At 67.4% G+C, this 16,769-nt stretch carries 19 protein-coding genes and 1 pseudogene; 9 read left to right on the forward strand and 11 right to left on the reverse strand.

Annotated features, from left to right (window positions below):
• Positions 1 to 90 precede the first annotated feature (90 nt).
• Positions 91 to 1,053 (reverse strand): annotated as a pseudogene (locus MKK67_RS25460) (IS630 family transposase).
• A 352-nt stretch (positions 1,054 to 1,405) separates the two neighbouring features.
• On the opposite strand from MKK67_RS25460, the gene MKK67_RS25465 reads away from it, so the two are divergent.
• The 3 genes from MKK67_RS25465 (at position 1,406) to MKK67_RS25475 (ending at position 2,696) form a co-directional block, all read left to right on the forward strand.
• Positions 1,406 to 1,738: a hypothetical protein gene (locus MKK67_RS25465; RefSeq protein ID WP_243970791.1), complete on the forward strand. Its 333-nt coding sequence runs from the start codon at positions 1,406 to 1,408 to the stop codon at positions 1,736 to 1,738.
• A 342-nt stretch (positions 1,739 to 2,080) separates the two neighbouring features.
• Positions 2,081 to 2,236, forward strand: coding sequence for a SipW-dependent-type signal peptide-containing protein (locus MKK67_RS25470; protein ID WP_243970794.1), 156 nt, complete (start codon positions 2,081 to 2,083; stop codon positions 2,234 to 2,236).
• A gap of 148 nt (positions 2,237 to 2,384) precedes the next feature.
• Complete coding sequence (locus MKK67_RS25475) at positions 2,385 to 2,696, forward strand: hypothetical protein (protein WP_243970795.1); 312 nt, start codon at positions 2,385 to 2,387, stop codon at positions 2,694 to 2,696.
• A 68-nt stretch (positions 2,697 to 2,764) separates the two neighbouring features.
• On the opposite strand, the gene MKK67_RS25480 is transcribed toward MKK67_RS25475, so the two are convergent.
• The 7 genes from MKK67_RS25480 to MKK67_RS25510 form a co-directional block, all read right to left on the reverse strand.
• Positions 2,765 to 3,022: a hypothetical protein gene (locus MKK67_RS25480; RefSeq protein WP_243970797.1), complete on the reverse strand. Its 258-nt coding sequence runs from the start codon at positions 3,020 to 3,022 to the stop codon at positions 2,765 to 2,767.
• Positions 3,023 to 3,073: 51 nt separating this feature from the next.
• A complete protein-coding gene (locus MKK67_RS25485) occupies positions 3,074 to 3,223 on the reverse strand; it encodes a hypothetical protein (RefSeq protein ID WP_243970798.1) in 150 nt (49 codons plus the stop codon).
• A gap of 161 nt (positions 3,224 to 3,384) precedes the next feature.
• Positions 3,385 to 4,488, reverse strand: coding sequence for a TAXI family TRAP transporter solute-binding subunit (locus MKK67_RS25490; RefSeq protein WP_243970801.1), 1,104 nt, complete (start codon positions 4,486 to 4,488; stop codon positions 3,385 to 3,387).
• 46 nt (positions 4,489 to 4,534) lie between these two features.
• Positions 4,535 to 5,422 (reverse strand): hypothetical protein, encoded by an 888-nt coding sequence (locus MKK67_RS25495; RefSeq protein WP_243970804.1) that lies wholly within the window; start codon positions 5,420 to 5,422, stop codon positions 4,535 to 4,537.
• 493 nt (positions 5,423 to 5,915) lie between these two features.
• Positions 5,916 to 6,191 (reverse strand): hypothetical protein, encoded by a 276-nt coding sequence (locus tag MKK67_RS25500; RefSeq protein WP_243970806.1) that lies wholly within the window; start codon positions 6,189 to 6,191, stop codon positions 5,916 to 5,918.
• Between the two features lie 92 nt (positions 6,192 to 6,283).
• Complete coding sequence (locus MKK67_RS25505) at positions 6,284 to 6,862, reverse strand: hypothetical protein (protein WP_243970808.1); 579 nt, start codon at positions 6,860 to 6,862, stop codon at positions 6,284 to 6,286.
• A 54-nt stretch (positions 6,863 to 6,916) separates the two neighbouring features.
• Positions 6,917 to 7,378 (reverse strand): hypothetical protein, encoded by a 462-nt coding sequence (locus MKK67_RS25510; protein WP_243970811.1) that lies wholly within the window; start codon positions 7,376 to 7,378, stop codon positions 6,917 to 6,919.
• Between the two features lie 397 nt (positions 7,379 to 7,775).
• Between MKK67_RS25510 and MKK67_RS25515 the strand changes: the two genes are divergently transcribed.
• From MKK67_RS25515 to MKK67_RS25540, 6 genes are all read left to right on the forward strand, one after another.
• On the forward strand, positions 7,776 to 8,924 hold the full coding sequence (locus tag MKK67_RS25515) for a sensor histidine kinase (RefSeq protein ID WP_409568438.1): 1,149 nt from the start codon (positions 7,776 to 7,778) through the stop codon (positions 8,922 to 8,924).
• Between the two features lies 1 nt (position 8,925).
• Positions 8,926 to 9,537 carry a response regulator transcription factor gene (locus tag MKK67_RS25520; protein WP_243970815.1) on the forward strand — a complete coding sequence of 204 codons (612 nt, stop codon included), beginning with the start codon at positions 8,926 to 8,928 and terminating at the stop codon, positions 9,535 to 9,537.
• A 283-nt stretch (positions 9,538 to 9,820) separates the two neighbouring features.
• On the forward strand, positions 9,821 to 11,230 hold the full coding sequence (locus MKK67_RS25525; protein ID WP_243970817.1) for an efflux RND transporter periplasmic adaptor subunit: 1,410 nt from the start codon (positions 9,821 to 9,823) through the stop codon (positions 11,228 to 11,230).
• A gap of 1 nt (position 11,231) precedes the next feature.
• The gene (locus tag MKK67_RS25530; protein WP_243970819.1) at positions 11,232 to 11,933 is read left to right on the forward strand and encodes an ABC transporter ATP-binding protein; all 702 of its coding nucleotides are present in this window, start codon (positions 11,232 to 11,234) and stop codon (positions 11,931 to 11,933) included.
• Positions 11,930 to 13,150 (forward strand): ABC transporter permease, encoded by a 1,221-nt coding sequence (locus tag MKK67_RS25535; RefSeq protein ID WP_243970822.1) that lies wholly within the window; start codon positions 11,930 to 11,932, stop codon positions 13,148 to 13,150. Before MKK67_RS25530 ends, MKK67_RS25535 begins: the two co-directional genes overlap by 4 nt.
• 37 nt (positions 13,151 to 13,187) lie before the next feature.
• Positions 13,188 to 13,472, forward strand: a complete 285-nt coding sequence (locus tag MKK67_RS25540) for a response regulator transcription factor (RefSeq protein WP_243970824.1) — start codon at positions 13,188 to 13,190, stop codon at positions 13,470 to 13,472.
• Positions 13,473 to 13,485: 13 nt separating this feature from the next.
• Here MKK67_RS25540 and MKK67_RS25545 read toward each other — a convergent pair whose 3' ends face one another.
• From MKK67_RS25545 to MKK67_RS25555, 3 genes are all read right to left on the reverse strand, one after another.
• Positions 13,486 to 14,103 (reverse strand): hypothetical protein, encoded by a 618-nt coding sequence (locus tag MKK67_RS25545; protein ID WP_243970826.1) that lies wholly within the window; start codon positions 14,101 to 14,103, stop codon positions 13,486 to 13,488.
• A gap of 489 nt (positions 14,104 to 14,592) precedes the next feature.
• On the reverse strand, positions 14,593 to 15,291 hold the full coding sequence (locus MKK67_RS25550; RefSeq protein ID WP_243970828.1) for a phosphatase PAP2 family protein: 699 nt from the start codon (positions 15,289 to 15,291) through the stop codon (positions 14,593 to 14,595).
• 12 nt (positions 15,292 to 15,303) lie between these two features.
• Positions 15,304 to 16,569: an MFS transporter gene (locus tag MKK67_RS25555; RefSeq protein ID WP_243970830.1), complete on the reverse strand. Its 1,266-nt coding sequence runs from the start codon at positions 16,567 to 16,569 to the stop codon at positions 15,304 to 15,306.
• Between the last annotated feature and the right edge of the window lie 200 nt (positions 16,570 to 16,769).

Below are 16,769 nucleotides of genomic sequence, written 5' to 3' on the forward strand. Positions count from 1 at the left end.
CACGGTTCGGAGAGTTTAGGGCGACGATAACGCAGGGGCACGGCAGGACCGTGGGGAAGTCGCTAGAGCGTTTTCGGTTTAATCTGGCTCCTATCCTGCGGCTCCTGCGGCGGCGAAAAAGTTGGCGCACTCGTCGGGTGTGACGGTGTCGACGAGGAGCCCGATGGCCGACCACAGACCCTCGACGGTCCGCTCCGCGGCCTTGCGCAGCAGCGCTTTCAGCTTCGAGAACGCCACCTCATCCTGAGCCTGTCGAAGGATCGATGGGGTTGAAGCCGGGGCTGTAGGGCGGGAGGAACAACAACCGCGCGCCCGCGGCCTCGATGGCGGCTCGCACGGCCAGACCCTTGTGGCTGCCGAGGTTGTCCATGACGACGATGTCACCGGGAACGAGCTCGGGCACCAAGACGCGTTCGACGTAAGTCTGGAAGGCGTCCCGGTTGATCGGCCCATCCAGCACGAACGGGGCGGTGATCCCGGACAGGCGCAGGCCCGCCACGAAGGTCGTGGTCTTCCAATGGCCGTGCGGCACGGACGAGCGCAGCCGCTCGCCGCGCAGTGAACGCCTGCGGGTGCGGGCCATGTTGGTCGCGGTCCAGGTCTCGTCGAGGAACACGAGGCGGGCCGGATCGAGATCGGGCTGGCCCTCGAACCACGCCTCGCGCGCAGCCCTCACGTCCGGTCGATGTTGCTCGGCGGCGTGCGCTGTCTTTTTTTGTACGTGAGATCGCGCGCGTCGAGGAACGTCCAAAGGGTGCCGAGCCCGACCGTAAGATCGTGCGCGTCCCGAAGCCGGGCGCGCATCTCCTCCAGGGTGATGTCGTCCTGCGCGTCGATCAGGCCGCGCAGGAACGCCTCGTGCGGATCGAGCTTCGAGCGGCGCGCGCGTCCTTGCCGACGGGCAGCCACCGTCCCGGTCGTCGCGAGCGCGGCCATCCAGCGGATCGAAGTGGCGACACCGACCCCAAACCGCGCTGCCGCCTGCCGGCGCGAGGTCGTGGCGGCGGCTTCCACCACCCGCTCGCGCAGATCCTGACTGTAGGGCAGTCCCATCGGTCGCTCCTCCTCCAGAGCGATCAGTGAATCAGTCCGACAGTCTCGCGTGAACCCCGACGCATCGACTCAGCGCAAACCGAAAACGCTCTACCTGCGTAAAACGATGGATTTTATATCGTAATATTAATGACATAGGTGTTCGTAGTTTCATGCTGTCCGGCGCGCCAATCTTCTCAATGACTTACTGGGCTTCGCGACGTGGTCCGAAGATCGCCGCGGAAGCACTGTGGAAGCAGTGCGGCTCGAAACGCCCTTCCCTGACTCTCGGATTCATCAAAGCTCGGGCGGTTGTGCCATGGGCAGACCGTGGCACTCTGGCCGCGCGACCAATCGCGAAGGGCTGTCTGAAATGACCGGCTCCCACGCTGAGCCCGACAAGATTGCCGAGGTTGCTCGGCTCGCGACGGCGATCGCTGACCGCATCCTCGAGCAGCATTCCGCTGGCGCGACGATTCCGCCGGAGCAGTTCACCATGCTCGTCCGGGCGGCCCGGATGCTTCTGGACAACGGCGCGCCCTGGCCAACCTCCGTCGAGCATTTGCTGATGGAGGTCGCCCGGCGCATCGAGCAGGCCGAGGCGGATCCTGGCGTTGCCCCGGCCGCGTCTGTGGGCGATGATGTTGTGGTGCTCCTGACGCAGTTCCTCGGTGCCGTTAAGCGACGTGAAGACCCTCCCGACTGAGCGTGGAGCGGCCCTAGAAGCCCCCGGCGTCCTCTTCGTGAGTGTACAGATATGCCTCGCCATACCCCTGGTGGGCGCTGGGGCACAATCTGCAACCGTAGCGAAACCTTCGGATCGTAATCACGAGCGTGGAGGCAGGATGCTCCGGCCCAGCACCAGGCCGCCATAGGTGGAGGCTCAATCCGCCTATGCAGTCTACGCGCCGCTACGCCGCACGACGTCTTGGAGCGGCATGCGAGAGGTGGTGGCTCGGCTATCCTCCCGGGATGCGCACATGCGGCAGATGGACCGCAAGCGGTCGCGACGCGCCAGGCCACGCTGCCGGCGCCCTATACCTCTGGCATGAACCGCTTCGCACTCATCGGCATCTTCGCAGCCCTGTTCGCCGGCATCTTGGTGATCGGCGGCACGTGGTCATACATGACGAGCATCAGTCCGGCCGTCGGGCCGGACACGAGCGCGACGCCCAACCCCACCGCCCAGCGCAAACAACCGTAGCTCGTCCCGTAGGCCCCACAGAAACCTGCTCCGGCGACTTGGGCGGATGATGGGGCCGGGCAGATCTCGAAATGGCCATCCCGAAGCGCCCGCGACCAATGATGCACTCGCGCGTTGTGGCATCGTCCAGCCTCGACCGGAGCGTCCGATGCTCATCCGATCCGTCCTGCTTCTCGTCGTCTTCACGTCGAGTGCTCAAGCTGCGGCGTTCGACGACGTGAAGGGATATCTGGCTTCCTGCCTCCAGTTCGAGATGAACGGGGCCGTTGCACAACGCGGGGCGACGCCGACATCCAAAGTCCGCCGCGCGCTGGAGCGGTGCGGCCCGGAGTTCGATCGCGTCGAGCGGGCAGATGGGCGGCGGCTACGCAGCGATGGCGGAATCAGTCCCTCGACCAAGGAGGTCATCCAGAGCGTCGTCAGCCGGAGCGGAAGCGGCGTCTCCAACGTCCGATACTAAGAACCCGATCGTTTCCAGGGTGACCAGGGACCGGGACTTCGCCATCGAACACTTGGCGTCCCGGCCGCTCATGTTCGCGGCCGCGTTTCCGCCCGCGCCTTGTCGAAGGCCTCGGGCCCATTGTCGCCTTCAGCAAGCATGTCCTTGCCGCCTTGCTCGGCCGTCGGCTTCACCTCGTCGTTTCGCGGTGCGCCGATGTCGCCGGGCTCGGACGCTCCGAGCGAGCGTGGCCCCTGTGAGGTCCCGCGGACCGGCAGGTCCTCATAGCCACGCTCGCCCGGCGGTGTCTCGGCTGGGTCGGTCTCGGGGCGTTTCGAGTCGATCATGATCGCGGCGCTCTCTGTGTCGGCCGTCGGACAGCGGATGGGCGGCCTGGATCAGGTCGGCTGCACCGCGGTGTCCTCCACCTCGGGATCATCCTCTTCCGGCACGGTCGGCTTTGGCGGCTCGATCTCATCGAGGCGGGACGGATCCTCGATCAACGCGCCTGGATCCTCGCCCGGCATCGGGGTGTCAGCCTGAGTCATGGTGCGCGCCTCCGTTCTTGAAGCGCTACGCTCCGTGAGCCCGGGCGTTCCCTTCCGGTGCCGCCGCGTGGGTGAACACCACCGAACGGCACTTATCGGGTCGCCTCCTCCGGCGCCGGCCGTTTCCGAGGCCGTGGCAGTCGCTCAACCCCTCAATGCTGTCACCGGGCCTGCCGCCACTTCAAATAGGCCTGGTAGATCTCTTCCTTTCCCGCTTGCCTGTTGGTCTGCGCCTGGAAGAAGCGATCGAGATCCGGTTGAGAGGCGATGTCCTGCTCGTGGTGGCGATCGAGCCACTCCTGGGCGGGGCGGAAGCGCGTCCAGCCGGCCACCGACGCCGCGAGGTTGACCTCGCGCCATTTCGGATGCCGCTGCGGGGCCAGGAACTTGTCGAACTGGCCGAAGAACGCGTCGACGAAGCGGACGAGCTTCTCGTAGCGCGGCGATCCCCGCGGACTGTTGTAGACCCCGAGGACCGTGCCGACGGCCACGGTCTCGACCGCATCGCCGCTGACGAATTTCGGATAATCCGCCTGCGTGAGGGTGGCCGGGACGTAGGCCTCGTTCATCGTGTCCGGATAGGGTGCCTTGACGAAGTGGAAGCGGTCCCCCGGATCGAAGCCCGCGATGAACGCCACGGGCTTGGCCGCCACGGAGACGACGGCCTGGATCTCGCCCTTGCGCAGCATCTCGAGCGCGGTCGGCTGGTCGACATTGACCGCCTCCACACCGATACCGAGCTCGCGGAACATGGCGCGGCCGCTGTAATCCGTGCCGCTGCCCTTGACGTCGAAGCTGACCCGCTTTCCGGCGAGATCGCCGATGGTCTGGATCGCGTTCGGCGCGATGATGTGCAGCTCGTCATTGAACAGCTTGGCGATGAACTGGATGTGCCGCTCGATGGTCTTGAGGCGCTTGTCCTGCCGCAGCTGCTCCAGCGTGTCGGTGCGGACGAAGCCGAGATCGATGCCCTTCAGGAACCGGATGTCGTAGGCGTTCTCGCCCGCACCCTTGCCAAGGATCGGCAGGATCCGCAGCTTGTCGCCATCATCCAGCACGAAGGCGAGGTCGGCGCCGATCCGGAAATAGGTCCCGCCGGGGGTTCCCGTCACCACCGTGACGGTGTTGGCGTTCATGCGCTCGCCAAGGGCAGCCTCCGTCATGGAATCGGGATGCGCCGAGGCCGACTCCGTGGCTCGCGCGGCGGGCCCTGCCACCAGGGCTGCAAGCCCGACGAGAGCGGCAAATCTGGCAAGCCTCGGCATGAATACGTCCCTTGCTGATCTGTCAGCCGTCCGTGATTGGGGGGCCTCAGCGACCCGTGGCGGCGAGGCGCCGCTCCTCCGTCCGGTCCTGGCGCGCGGCCTTGGCGTACAGGCTCTGAGCCAGATCCTGATTCGATTGCAGGCCGCGGACTTTCCAGGTCCGCAGCATCGCCGGGTCCCAGGTCTGCGCCAGCAGGAAGGTCGCGTTCGGCGCGTCGCGCGCCTGGGCGCGCTCCAGCAGGAGCCGGGCACCGCTGATATCGCCGAGCCGGATCAGGCCCTTGGCGCGCTCGACCAGCGGGTCGGCCGCCGCCGGTGGACGCGTGGGCATCGCGGGCCGTGGAAGGCTCGTAGCCTGAGCCCCGGCATCGGGTTTTTTGTCGGCGGTGGTGGGAGGCGCTGGGCGGTCGCTCGCCGCGATGCTTTCGCGGGGGGCGACAGGCGCCGCCGTCGGCACGGGGACATCGGAGGCCAGCACGTCAGGGTTGGCACTGGCGGCCAAGGTCCGGGACGGCGGACTCGTCTCGCGGATCTGCGCGGCAGGCTGCCCGACGTTGCCGGGCTCGTCGCCGCCAGCCGCCACGTCGCGGTCTAAGCGATCCGGCGTGAAATTGACGTTGAGGCGGCTCGACGTGACATCGATGTGCCCCCCGGATTCCGGAGTCCAGATCGCCGCAACGGAGAGCGCGAAGCTGCTCTCACGCGCATCGTTCTGCAGGATTTGGATCCCCGACAGATCCCAGGTGCTGACGTCGACATCGTTGTTGTCGCTGGTCGACGAAAACGTGTTGGTGGCGTCGCTGATCGTGACGCCCCGGGGAAGCCCGAGCAGCCTGATCGCCTCGATATAGACGTTCCGCACACGGACAAGCTTGATGTCCAGAGGCAGGGCGACGCCGATCTTTCCGGAGGCGTCATGGGTTGTGATCAGCAAATCCGATGATCTGCCTGGCGCCGAATCCGCAACGGTTCGGCCGATGGGCGAATCGGACTCGGAGCGATGACGATGATCCACGCTCTGTGCCGGCACCGGTCGGGACAGCGAGACCGTCAGACCGAGCGCTAGCGCAATCGACGTGCGTCCGCCCCATTTCCGGCAAGGCATTTCCATCGGATGCACTCCATGCCAGGTACTGTACTGCTAAACTTTTCACCGAATATAATATCTCCAATTCCGCGTCAATGAAGATGGATTATCGTCGGCTGCACTCCGCTAGACGATGGCGACGAACATAGTCGTCTTGGAAGCAGCACTCGGCGGAGAGTTTTGCGTGACCGCTGGGATCCCGTGCGGTGGGACCGGCGACGGGGCCCGTGCGATCGTTGCCGATCTGTGGTCGCGCTCCGCTCGCCGGAAGCATTGAGGGCCGCGATCCGGCGCGCGTCGCCGCGAAGCTGCCTTCGAGGAGGGCACTCCGCAAAGGCGTTTACGTCCGTGGCGCGTTCCGTCTGCCGTTGCCGTGTCCGTTCCCGGTGCCGAAATTTCCGTTGCCGTTCGTCTGATTGCCGTTGCCGTTGTTCGAGCCGACGTTGCCGTTGCCGTTGCCGTTGCCCGCTCCGATCGGCGAAATCAGCGTCTGCGGCCCATCTGATGCCGGCTGGGCAAGGGCGGGGATGCCGCCGGGCGCGGCCTGGGCCGCGATGGGCCCGAGCAGGCCCCACGCGAGAAGAGCAAGGATTCGATGCACGGCGCTCGGCTCCATCTCGGTCGTCGCCCTACGGGAACAGGTCTCCGTCTCGGGCCTCGATGCAGGTTCCGCCGCCGAACCGGTGTCCGCTTCGGCGGCGCGTGCTCTCAACGGCGGAAGAAGGACGGTAGCGACATGTTCCCGTTGAGGTTTCCGTTCCCGCCACCGACGTTGCCGTTGCCGTTGCTGCTGCCGCCGTTGAGGTTTCCGTTGCCGGCGCCGACATTGCCGTTGCCGTTGTGGGACCCGGAATTGTAGTTGCCGTTATAGGCGCCGACATTGCCGCTGCCGTTGCTCGCACCGGTGTTCCCGATGCCGTTGAACGCGCCCGCGTTGCCCGTCCCACCGTTGAAGGCACCGACGTTGTTCGAGCCGGAATTGAACGCGCCCATATTGCCGTTCACGATGGGCGTACCGCTGCCATTGCCGTTGCCGGTGCCATTTCCGGATCCGATGTTCCAGCTGCCGTTGTTGTTGCCGTTCAGGGATCCGAGGTTGCCGTTGCCGTTGCCCACACCGTTCCCGATGGAGAAGATCTGAGCCTGCGCCGGAACCGTGGTCGCGCCGACGAGCCCGAGGAGGGCCACGATGCGGAGTCGAGACTTCATCGCGTTGCTCCTTGTTCCGCGCCGGGGCATCTCCGGCCTGCCTCCGCCGACGGCCGTCCCGGACTGGACGGCGGTCACCTCATGCGTCTCAGGGCGTGCGACTCGGCGGTCGCACGCCTGTTCGCGGCCCGCTCAGCGGATCGTCAGGAAGCGAGGGCCGTTGTTGCTGCCGTTGCCGTTGCCGTTGGCGAGACCAGCATTGGCGTTGCCGTTCAGGTTGCCGTTGCCGACGGTGAAGCGGCCGTAATTGAAATTGCCGTTGGCATTGCCGTTCAGGCTGCCGGAGTTGAGGTTGCCGTTGGCATTGCCGTTGCCGCTGGCGCCGAACAGGTTGACGTTGCCGTTCAGGTTGCCGTTGCCGGAGCCGGAATTGCCGTTGCCGTTCAGGTTGCCGTTCAGGCTCCCGAAGTTGAAATTGCCGTTGCCATTGCCGTTCAAGGCGCCGGAATTGGCGTTGCCGTTGGCATTGCCGTTGCCCGAGCCGATGTTGCCGTTACCATTGCCGTTTCCGTTGCCCAGCGCCTGAGCCGACGCCATCGAAGGCATGCCGGCGAGGGCGAGAGCGGCGACGGCCGAGATCAGGATTGTCCTCATCGCGCATTCCTCCTGTCCGATGCATGCCCAATTCCATCTGCGGCTCGGGACATGCGGTCCGTTGCTCGGGGTGAGCAACGCGGTCAGGTTGCTGTGTTGGACAGGCCATGCATAGCCGTAAATCCGAGCTAACCTGTGTTGGTTACGCCTTTTGGATAAAAATGTGCTTGATTTCCGGGAATATGCTCGGATAATTATCGTCGAATGCAATAATCGTGCAAGCCGTTGGTGAGAACGGATTATAATGGCATTTTATTATCGGAATTCGCTCGAAAAAATGCAGATACCGGAGGCGAACATTGGGGTTTTGGTCGTAATGCCAGTGCGGTATATTGCTTAGAAAGCGGATTCATCCTCCGATGCCGATAGAGTCCGCGGTAAGGGAAGGGACGCGGCGGTGCAGCGCTTGGAACGCACGCGATCGGGTCGGAGGATAAAAGCCCAGCACGGGCTCTCGGCGCGCGAGCTTCGCGAGACCCTCGACGAGGTCGGCATCTGCACGTGGTCGCTCGACCCCGCGAATGGCCGGGTCGCCATCTCCGAGAATTGCCACCCCATCCTCGGCGTGTCGGCGCGGCGCCTGACCGATCACGACGCCTTCCAGGCCATCGTGCATCCCGAAGATCGCGCCGCACGGGCGGCGGCGGTCCGTGGCGCGCTGGAGCACGGCGGTCGCTACACCATCGAGTATCGCGTCCGCCAAGCCGACGGCGGGATACGCTGGGTGCGCTCCCACGGGCGGGCCGAACTCGGTCGCGGCACGCGTCCGACCCGCTTCCGCGGCATCGTCTACTGTATCGACGAGCATCGCCGGGCCGAGGCGCACCTGCAGCGCCTCCAGGCCGATCTCATCCACGTCTCGCGCCTCTCCGCCATGGGCGAGATGGCTTCGGCGCTGGCCCACGAGCTCAACCAGCCGCTCGGAGCGATCAGCAACTACACGACCGCCTGCGACCACTTCCTCTCGGAGCCGGGAAACGAGCAGATCGATGCGGCCCGCAGCGCGCTCGCCGCCGCTGCGCGGCAAGCGCAGCGGGCGGGGGCCATCATCCGACGCGTGAGGGATTTCGTCACCCGGGGCGAGACGGAGAGGCGGTCCGAGAGCGTCGCGGCGCTCCTCGAAGAGGCTTGCGATCTTGCCCTCGTCGGAACCCGGGAACAGGGCGTCGAGACGCGGATCGACCCGGGTCCACCCGGGATCCGCGTCCTCGCCGACCGCGTGCAGATCCAGCAGGTCCTGGTCAACCTGATCCGGAACGCCTGCGAGGCGATGCGGGACAACGCATGCCGGAACCTGGCGATCGTCGCGACCGCGCAAGACGATGGCGCGGTCCGCATCAGCGTCTCGGATACCGGGCCGGGCATCGCGGAAGCGGTTGCCGAGAGCCTCTTCCTCCCCTTCGTCACGACCAAGTCGACCGGCATGGGCGTCGGCTTATCGGTGAGCCGGTCGATCGTGCAGGCGCATGGCGGCACGTTCGGGGTGGACCGTCCCGCCACGGGGGGCGCCACCTTCCACTTCACCCTGCCGGCGGCTGAGGACTGACATGAAGACGGCCTCCATTTCGACGATCCACGTCGTGGACGACGACGAGGCGATGCGCCATTCGCTGGCACTCCTCCTCGGGGTGTTCGGGCATCGCGTCGCCGAGCATGCCGGCGCGGCGACGCTGCTTGAGGAGGCCAGCCGCCTGAACGGCTGCATCGTCGCCGATCTGCGCATGCCGCATATCGATGGCCTGGAGATGCTGGGCCGCCTCCGGGCCGCAGGCTCGATGGTGCCCGTCGTGATCATGACCGGACACGCGGACGTGCCGACCGCTGTGCGATGCATGAAGCTCGGAGCCTGCGATGTTCTGGAAAAGCCGTTCGAGGCCCCCCTCCTGCTCGACGCGGTCCGGGCGGCCCTCGTCGGGGACGACGGCCCCCAACCGACCGGCGACGACGCGGACTTCGCAGAGCAGGTCAACCGCTTGACCGGGCGCGAGCGCGACGTGCTTCACCACGTCCTGCTCGGGCGCACCAACAAGGAGATCGGGCAGGTGCTCGATATCAGTTATCGCACTGTAGAAATCCATCGTGCCAAGGTCATGACCAAAACCGGTTGCGGATGTGTTCAGGCTTTGGTACGAAGAGCCGCGCGAATATCCATGATATAAAGATTTTTGCATTTTTCAGTCGATGTTCGGATCATTGCGGATTATATCTGTATTCCAGCGATGATATTTCAAAAACACATGATCTGAATGTGAATTAAATTGATTTGGCCAATAAACGAACAATCAAAAATATAAGTACAAATACTTACGGGTTCGGTGTGAGTTCCCAAGCGTAACAATTTCTGCAACCAAGTGGTCAAGGCCCGGGTGAAAACCCACGGTCGCAGCCGCCAGATCCGGGCCTCACCGGGCATGCGAAGCGGACAGGCGGGAGGTCTCGCACATGGCGCGCCGGTTGCCCAACAATCTGATGACGCTCGGCATCGCGGCGGTCTCCGCCTTCGCCCTGCTCACCTACGCGAATCCCGATGTCGGCCTGTTCGGGTCCACACAGCGCGGATCGCCGGCGGCCGCTGCCGCGAACGAGCCTGTCGCCCCCGTGCCCGATGCGGGCCGCTTCATCACGGCGCCGATCCAGCGCGGCGCCCTGGAGCAGCTCATCACCGCCACGGGGACCGTGCAGCCGGTCGATACCGTCGAGGTGGGCTCGCAGCTGGCGGGGCAGATCGCCCGGCTATACGTGGACTTCAACGACCGGGTCCGCCTCGGCGATCCGCTCGCGGAGCTCGACCAGCGCAGCTTCATTGCCAAAGTCGAGGAGAACCGCGCGGCCCTCGACATGTCGGTGGCGAACGTGAAGGTTCAGCAGGCGCGTCTCGATCGGGCGCGGATCGACCTCGACAATGCCCGCGGCAACAAGGCCGTCCTTCAAGCCAAGGTCGAGAGTGCCCAGGCTGTGCAACTCGCGGCCGAGCGCAATCTCGACCGGAAGATAGCCCTGCGTTCCCGTGAGGTTGCCTCGCCGGCCGCTCTGGAAGAGGCGCAGACCGATCTCGCCTCCCGGAAGGCGCAGGCGCGGGAAGCGAGTTCGGTGCTCGACCTCAACGGCTTCGCGGTGGAGGCCGCCGTGGCCGAGGTGCGGCGCCTCGAAGCGGAATTCGCGCAAGCGCGGGCGGCGGTGCCTCAACGCCAGGCGAGCCTCAGGGGCGCCGAGATCGACCTCGACCGGACGGTGATCCGATCCCCCACGGACGGCGTGGTGGTCGGCCGCTTCGTCAACCAGGGGCAGACGCTGGCCGCGGGCCTGGATGTCCGAACCGCCTTCAACATCGCCAAGAACCTCGCCGAGATGGAGGTCCATGCCCGGGTGGACGAGACCGATATCGGCCGGGTCGCGGCCGGGCAGCGCGCGACCTTCGGGGTCGACGCCTATCCGGGCCGGCGGTTCGAGGCCGTGGTCCGGCAGGTCCGCAAGGCGCCGCTCGTGACGCAGAACGTCGTCACCTACACGGTCGTCCTCAAGACCGACAATCGCGACGGCCTGCTCCTGCCCGGGATGACCGCCCTGGTGAAGCTGACGATCCACAAGGACGAGGACGTCCTGAAGGTGCCGCTGGCGGCCCTGCGATTCCGCCCCGAAGGCAGCGTGCTCCGGGATCCGGCCGCCCCCGCGGTCTGGGTGCGGGGCGCGGATGGGGGCCTCGAAGCCGTCCGGGTCGAGACCGGAGCGACCAGCGCCGATCTGGTCGCGCTGCGGTCGGCCGGCCGCCTCGCCGAGGGCAGCGAGGTCGTGGTCGGGCAAGCCGAGATGCCGGCGGGCCGCCGCCTGTTCGGCGTGCGGCTGGGGTTCTGAGATGTCGCTCCTCGCCCTCGAAGCCGTGCACCGGACGTTCCAGGTCGGGACCGTCCCGGTGCCGGTGATCCGCGACATCACCCTCGGAATCGAGGCGGGCGAGTGCGTCGCCATCATGGGTCCGTCCGGATCGGGCAAGAGCACCCTGATGAACATGGTCGGGCTCCTCGACCGCCCGACCTCGGGGTCGATCCGCCTCGACGGCAAGGACACGGCGCGCCTGTCCGACGATGCCCGGGCCCGGATGCGCCGGGACTGGATCGGCTTCGTGTTCCAATCCTACAACCTGCTCGCGCGCAGCACCGCGGTGGAGAACGTGGAGCTGCCGCTGATCTATGCCGGCATGGAGCCGCGCTTGCGCCGCCTGCGCGCCCGGGCCGCCCTGGAATCGGTGGGCATGTCCGCCCGGGAGACGCATTTCCCCTCGCAGCTCTCGGGGGGCGAGCAGCAGCGGGTGGCGATCGCCCGAGCCCTCGTCGGCGAGCCGGCGGTCCTGCTCGCCGACGAGCCGACCGGGGCGCTGGACAGCCGGACCGGCGCGGAGATCCTCGACTTGGTCCGCCAGCTCAATCGCGCCGGGCAGACCGTCGTGATGATCACCCACGACGCCCATGTGGCGGCCCATTGCGCGCGCACGGTTCACCTGCGGGACGGCCGGGTGGTCGGCGACGTGCGCCAGCCCAGGCGGGTGGTTGCCGCATGAGCCTGTCCCAGACCCTCCTCGTCGCGCTGCGGTCCCTGCGCCTGAACCCGATGCGCAGCTTCCTCACCATGCTCGGCATCGTGATCGGCGTCGCCTCGGTGGTGACGGTGCTGGCCATCGGCAGCGGAGCGCAGGGGCGGGTCGCCGAGCAGATCCGGGCCGTCGGCGCGAACGTCCTGATGATCAATCCCGGCGCCGCCCGGAAGGACGGGGTCCGGTTGAAGGCCGGCACCCGCCTGACGCTCACGGAGGGCGATGTGGCCGCGATCCTGGCGCAGGTGCCGCAGATCCGGGTCGCAGCCGGGTCCTTGTCCGGGAGCGCGCAGATCGTGCGCGAGAGCCGGAACTGGAACACCACCGTCAACGGCACCACGAACGGGCACTTCCTCGTGCGCGACTGGACGCTGAAGGGCGGCCGCACCTTCAACGGGACCGAGCAGAACACCGCCGCCAAGGTCGTCGTCCTGGGCAGTGCGGTGGCGAAGGAGCTGTTCGGACGCGACAACCCGGTCGGGGCCGAGGTGCGCATCATGAGCGTGCCCTTCGAGGTGATCGGCGTGCTCGATGCCAAGGGACCGGACCAGGACGACGTGGTGTTCGTTCCTCTGGAGACGGCCAAGCTGCGCTTCCTCGGCAGCGCCAGCGGCGTGAACCGCGACGCCGTCGCCTACATCGTGGCCAAGGCCGTGTCGGACGAGGCGATGACCCGGGCGCGCACGGAGATCGAGGAGCTTTTGCGCCAGCGCCACCGCATCCTCGAAGGGCAGGAGGACGACTTCAAGGTCTCCGACCCGGCCGCCGCGATGGATGCCCAGCGCGGCGCCACGCGCACCATCGCGCTGCTGCTCACCTCCGTGGCGGGCGTGTCTCTGCTGGTCGGCGGGATCAGCATCATGAACATCATGACGGTCACGGTGACCGAGCGCACCCGGGAGATCGGGATCCGGCGCGCGGTCGGCGCGCGCGGCACGGACATCCGGCTCCAGTTCCTCGCGGAGGCCCTGGTGCTCTGTCTGCTGGGCGGTCTGGCCGGCGTCGTCGTCGGGAGCGCGATCTCGCTGACGGTGGCCCGGTCGGCGGGCTGGGCGACGATCATCGACGCGCAGGCGATCGTCCTGTCAGTGGGATTCTCGGCGCTGGTCGGCCTGTTCTTCGGATACTACCCGGCCCACCGAGCCTCTCGGCTCGATCCGGTCGATGCTCTCAAGATGGAATGATGGACCCGTCGGACGTGTTCCGGCGCAGAAGGAGGTAATGATGATCCAACCGTCCGCGCGAACCGCTCTCGCCGACACCCGCCTCGCCTTGACCGCACGCGAGCGGGAGATCATCCGGCATATAGCGCTCGGCGCGCAGAATGACGGCATCGCTTACGAGATGGGGATATCGACCAATACTGTCAAAACCCATATCGGCAACATCATGCGCAAATTCGGCCTGCACAACAGGACCCAGATCGCGATGCTGCTCACGCCCCATGTGACGCCCGCCGCACCCGTCCGGCACGGCCGCGTCCCGCCCGCTCGCCTCACGCCGTAGCCGACGGCGCCGGTCAGCGGGGGGGCTCTGCCTGGGCGCGCCGGCGCCGCTTCGCCGGGGCGCGGCGGGAAACGGCGGGCTCGAGCTCGGATCGGGTCTCCGCGCCGAGGTCGGCGACGGCGGGATAGTCCGCGGAGGGCGCAAAGCCGACCGCCCGCTGCGTCTCCGCGCCGGAGCCGGCGAGGCAGCGCACGCCCTCGACGGCCAGCGCCAGGGCGACGTCGGGATCGTTGCACAGGATCTGCGTGGCCGCGACCCTGTGGCCGAGGCTGTACAGGGTCCGGGCATAGAGGCGCAGGTTGCACCCCTTGTCGGTCAACGTGCCGCCGAGGGTGACGCCGATCCCGGGGCCGGCCCCGCCGACGCTCGCGCTGCCGAGGCAACTCTCGATCCCCGCGGCCGCTAGACCCGGCGCCCAAACGCTCGGCGTGTTCCGCCCGCTGCCGCCGCCGATGCTTACCGAACTCGACGAGCCCGCCGCTGCGGCGGCCGCCAGCGCGTTGTTGCTGCCGTTGCCGTTGCCATTCCCGTTGCCGGCTCCGGAATTGCCGTTCCCGTTCCCGGCGCCCACTTGAGCCTGCGCGGCCGTCGCCATCACGAGAGCGAGCCAGAGGAAGAGCAGACGATTCACGAGCAACCCTCACCTCGGCGAAGAGCAGCAGAGGCCACACGGCATCAGCCCATGGTTCAAAGTCTGCCGCGGCTCGTCAATGGCTCCTGCCGTCTGGAAGAGTACTCATATCCTGAATACTTGATCCTATCTGGCGAATTTTGAGGTGTGCGGCAAAAATAGCGACACCCGTTCGGACGGCCTGGCACCCGGTCCCTAAGCGTTAAGAACGATCCCATAGCGGTATCACTCTGCGCCTGTCCGGACTGGTATTGTGGACCGAGCCAAATCCGGACGGGACGGTTATTGAGCGTGAGCGGTATGCAGCGGGCCGATCGCGGAAACGTCGAGAGGGCCTTTGTCGGATATGGACTAAATTCGGCGTTTCCAGAATACCGAAACATGCCGACCTCTGCGTTCGAAAGTCTTAGACTGGCTGGTGGGCGACCGCGTTGCGGCGACGCCGGGCGGTCGGAGCCCGCAACGTTCGAGCAGGGGGGGGCGCAGCATTTACCGGCCGGCCCGGTCGACCTCCGCCCGGGCATCGGCGAGCGCCTGTTGAAATCCGCCGTCGCGCAGCAGCGCCTCGGCGATGATCGCGGCGGCGATCGTTCCGGCTTCGAGGTCGGACGGAAAATGCGTGCCGGCCTCGAAGCGGTTCCGGCCGTACTGGTCCGCACGGGCGAACAGGGCCTCCCGCTTCTCCGGCGCCAGGATCCCGAGCACGGTCGCCGCCAGATACCCGAAGGTCGCGTGGCCGCTCGGATACGATGTGCTTCCGGAACGGTGGCCGAAGGTGCGCAGATCCGGATCGAGGGTATAGGGCCGCTTGCGGCCGATCGCCGACTTGGCCGCCAGCACCGCCAATTCGCCGTCCTGGAACACGTGCTCGATCAGGGCGGCAAGCTTCGGCATGCGGGCGGCCGTGAAGGCCGGTCCGAGCACATCGGCGAAGCGGTCGAGGGTGCAGGGCAGGTTGGCGGTGATGCGCCGCTCGTCCTCCGTGGTTCGCGCAGCGACCGCCGCGCGCACGGCGGCGAGATCGGCAGCCTCCGCCGCGGAGCCCGGCGCCGGGGTCGGCGGCAGGACGCGCTGGAGCGCCAGCGCCTCCGGGTCGATCCAGGTGGCGTGCAGCTCGGCCGCCGCGAGGGGCGCCAAGGGAAGAGCGGCCCAGACGAGGGCCAGGAGCGCGCGGGACAGAGGGTGCATGGCGTGGGCTCCTCAGGCGTTTCCGGCCGGTGCGGGCTCGGAGCCGGCCCGCTCCGTGGCGGTCTCGGGCATGGCGAGCCAGAGCAGCGCCAGCGCGAGGAGCGCGACGCCCCCGCAGACGAGATAGGCGGCCTGGAAGCCCGCGTGCTGAACGAGGCTGCCCGCCACCACGAAGGAGAGCGCGGCGCCCGCGCCCTGGAGTGTGCCGACGAGCCCCTGCGCGAGGTTGTAGCGGCCGGTGCCGCGCATCACGTCGGCCAGGACCAGGGATTTCGACGCGCTCAGGAGCCCCGCGCCCACGCCGTCGAGGAACTGCACCGCGATCAGCCAGATCGGATCACGCCAGAGCGTGTAGAGCAGCGCCCGGAGCGGCAGGGCCACGAAGGCGGCGAGCAGCAGCGGCTTGTGTCCCCAGCGGTCGGCCCGGCGCCCGACCAAGACGGCCATCGGCACCATCACGATCTGCGCGCCGACGATGCAGACCGAGACGATGACCGACGACCATTCCGGCCGGTCCCGTCCGACCTCCTGGGCGACGAGAGTCAGCAGAGGCGCGTTGGCGAAGTGGAACAGGCCGACGCAGACGGCGAAGACGACGAGCGGCCGGTTGCCGAGAAGTGTTCGGAGACTTGCGGGTGCGGTGCCGGCGTTGCCCTCCGTCTCGCCGCGGGCCCTTCGCGCGTCGATCGCCCGGCGCGGGATCGAGAACAGGGCGGCGGCAGCCACGATGCACAGGGCCGGCACCAGCAGGAACACCGCCCGGTCCGGAAGCAGCCAGCCGATCCCACCGATCAGCAGCGCGATGACGACGTTGCCGGTGCGCTCCAGGGCGGCGTTGCGCCCGAGCCGCCGGGTGAGCTGCCGGCGCGGGACCAGGCCGAGGGTGAGCGCGGCCACGGCGGGGCTCAGGATGGCCCCCGCCACCGCGAGGACGGTGGAGGCGATCAGGACCGGCCAGAAATGGGGCGCCACGGCGATCACGGCGGTCGCCACCGCCAGGGCGATGAGCGCGGCGAGCAGCACAAGGCGCTTGTCGCGCACCGCGTCGATCGCGGCCCCGAGCGGCGCCTGGAACAGGATGCCGACGAGGCCCGCCACGGTCCCGACCAGCCCGACCGCGCCGTCGCTCCAGTCGCGCTTCACGTAGAGATAAACGTTGAGATACGGCTTGATCGCGCCGTTCACGTCGACGAGCGCGAGGTTCAGCGCGTCGAGCGCGGCCGGTCTAAAACCCGTCCGTTGGGACCGCTGGGCCGGGCGGGCGTCGTCCTGATCCATGGTCCTGCTTCTTGGCCGGTGCATTGCGACCGTGATCGCCTCGCGCTCACGCGGTCACCCGGCGCGGCGTTACCTAGCTGCCGGGTCGGCGAAGGCAACGCGTGGGTGCCCGCCGGGCGGCGGTCTCAGCGTAAGGCTTTGAAGAGGATCGCGAAGATGGCGTTCGCGGTTGGGTCTGAGACCCGTGCCATCGTCTCCGG

Origin of the sequence: Methylobacterium sp. J-072 (genome assembly GCF_022829425.1) — a bacterium.
Classification (GTDB): domain Bacteria; phylum Pseudomonadota; class Alphaproteobacteria; order Rhizobiales; family Beijerinckiaceae; genus Methylobacterium.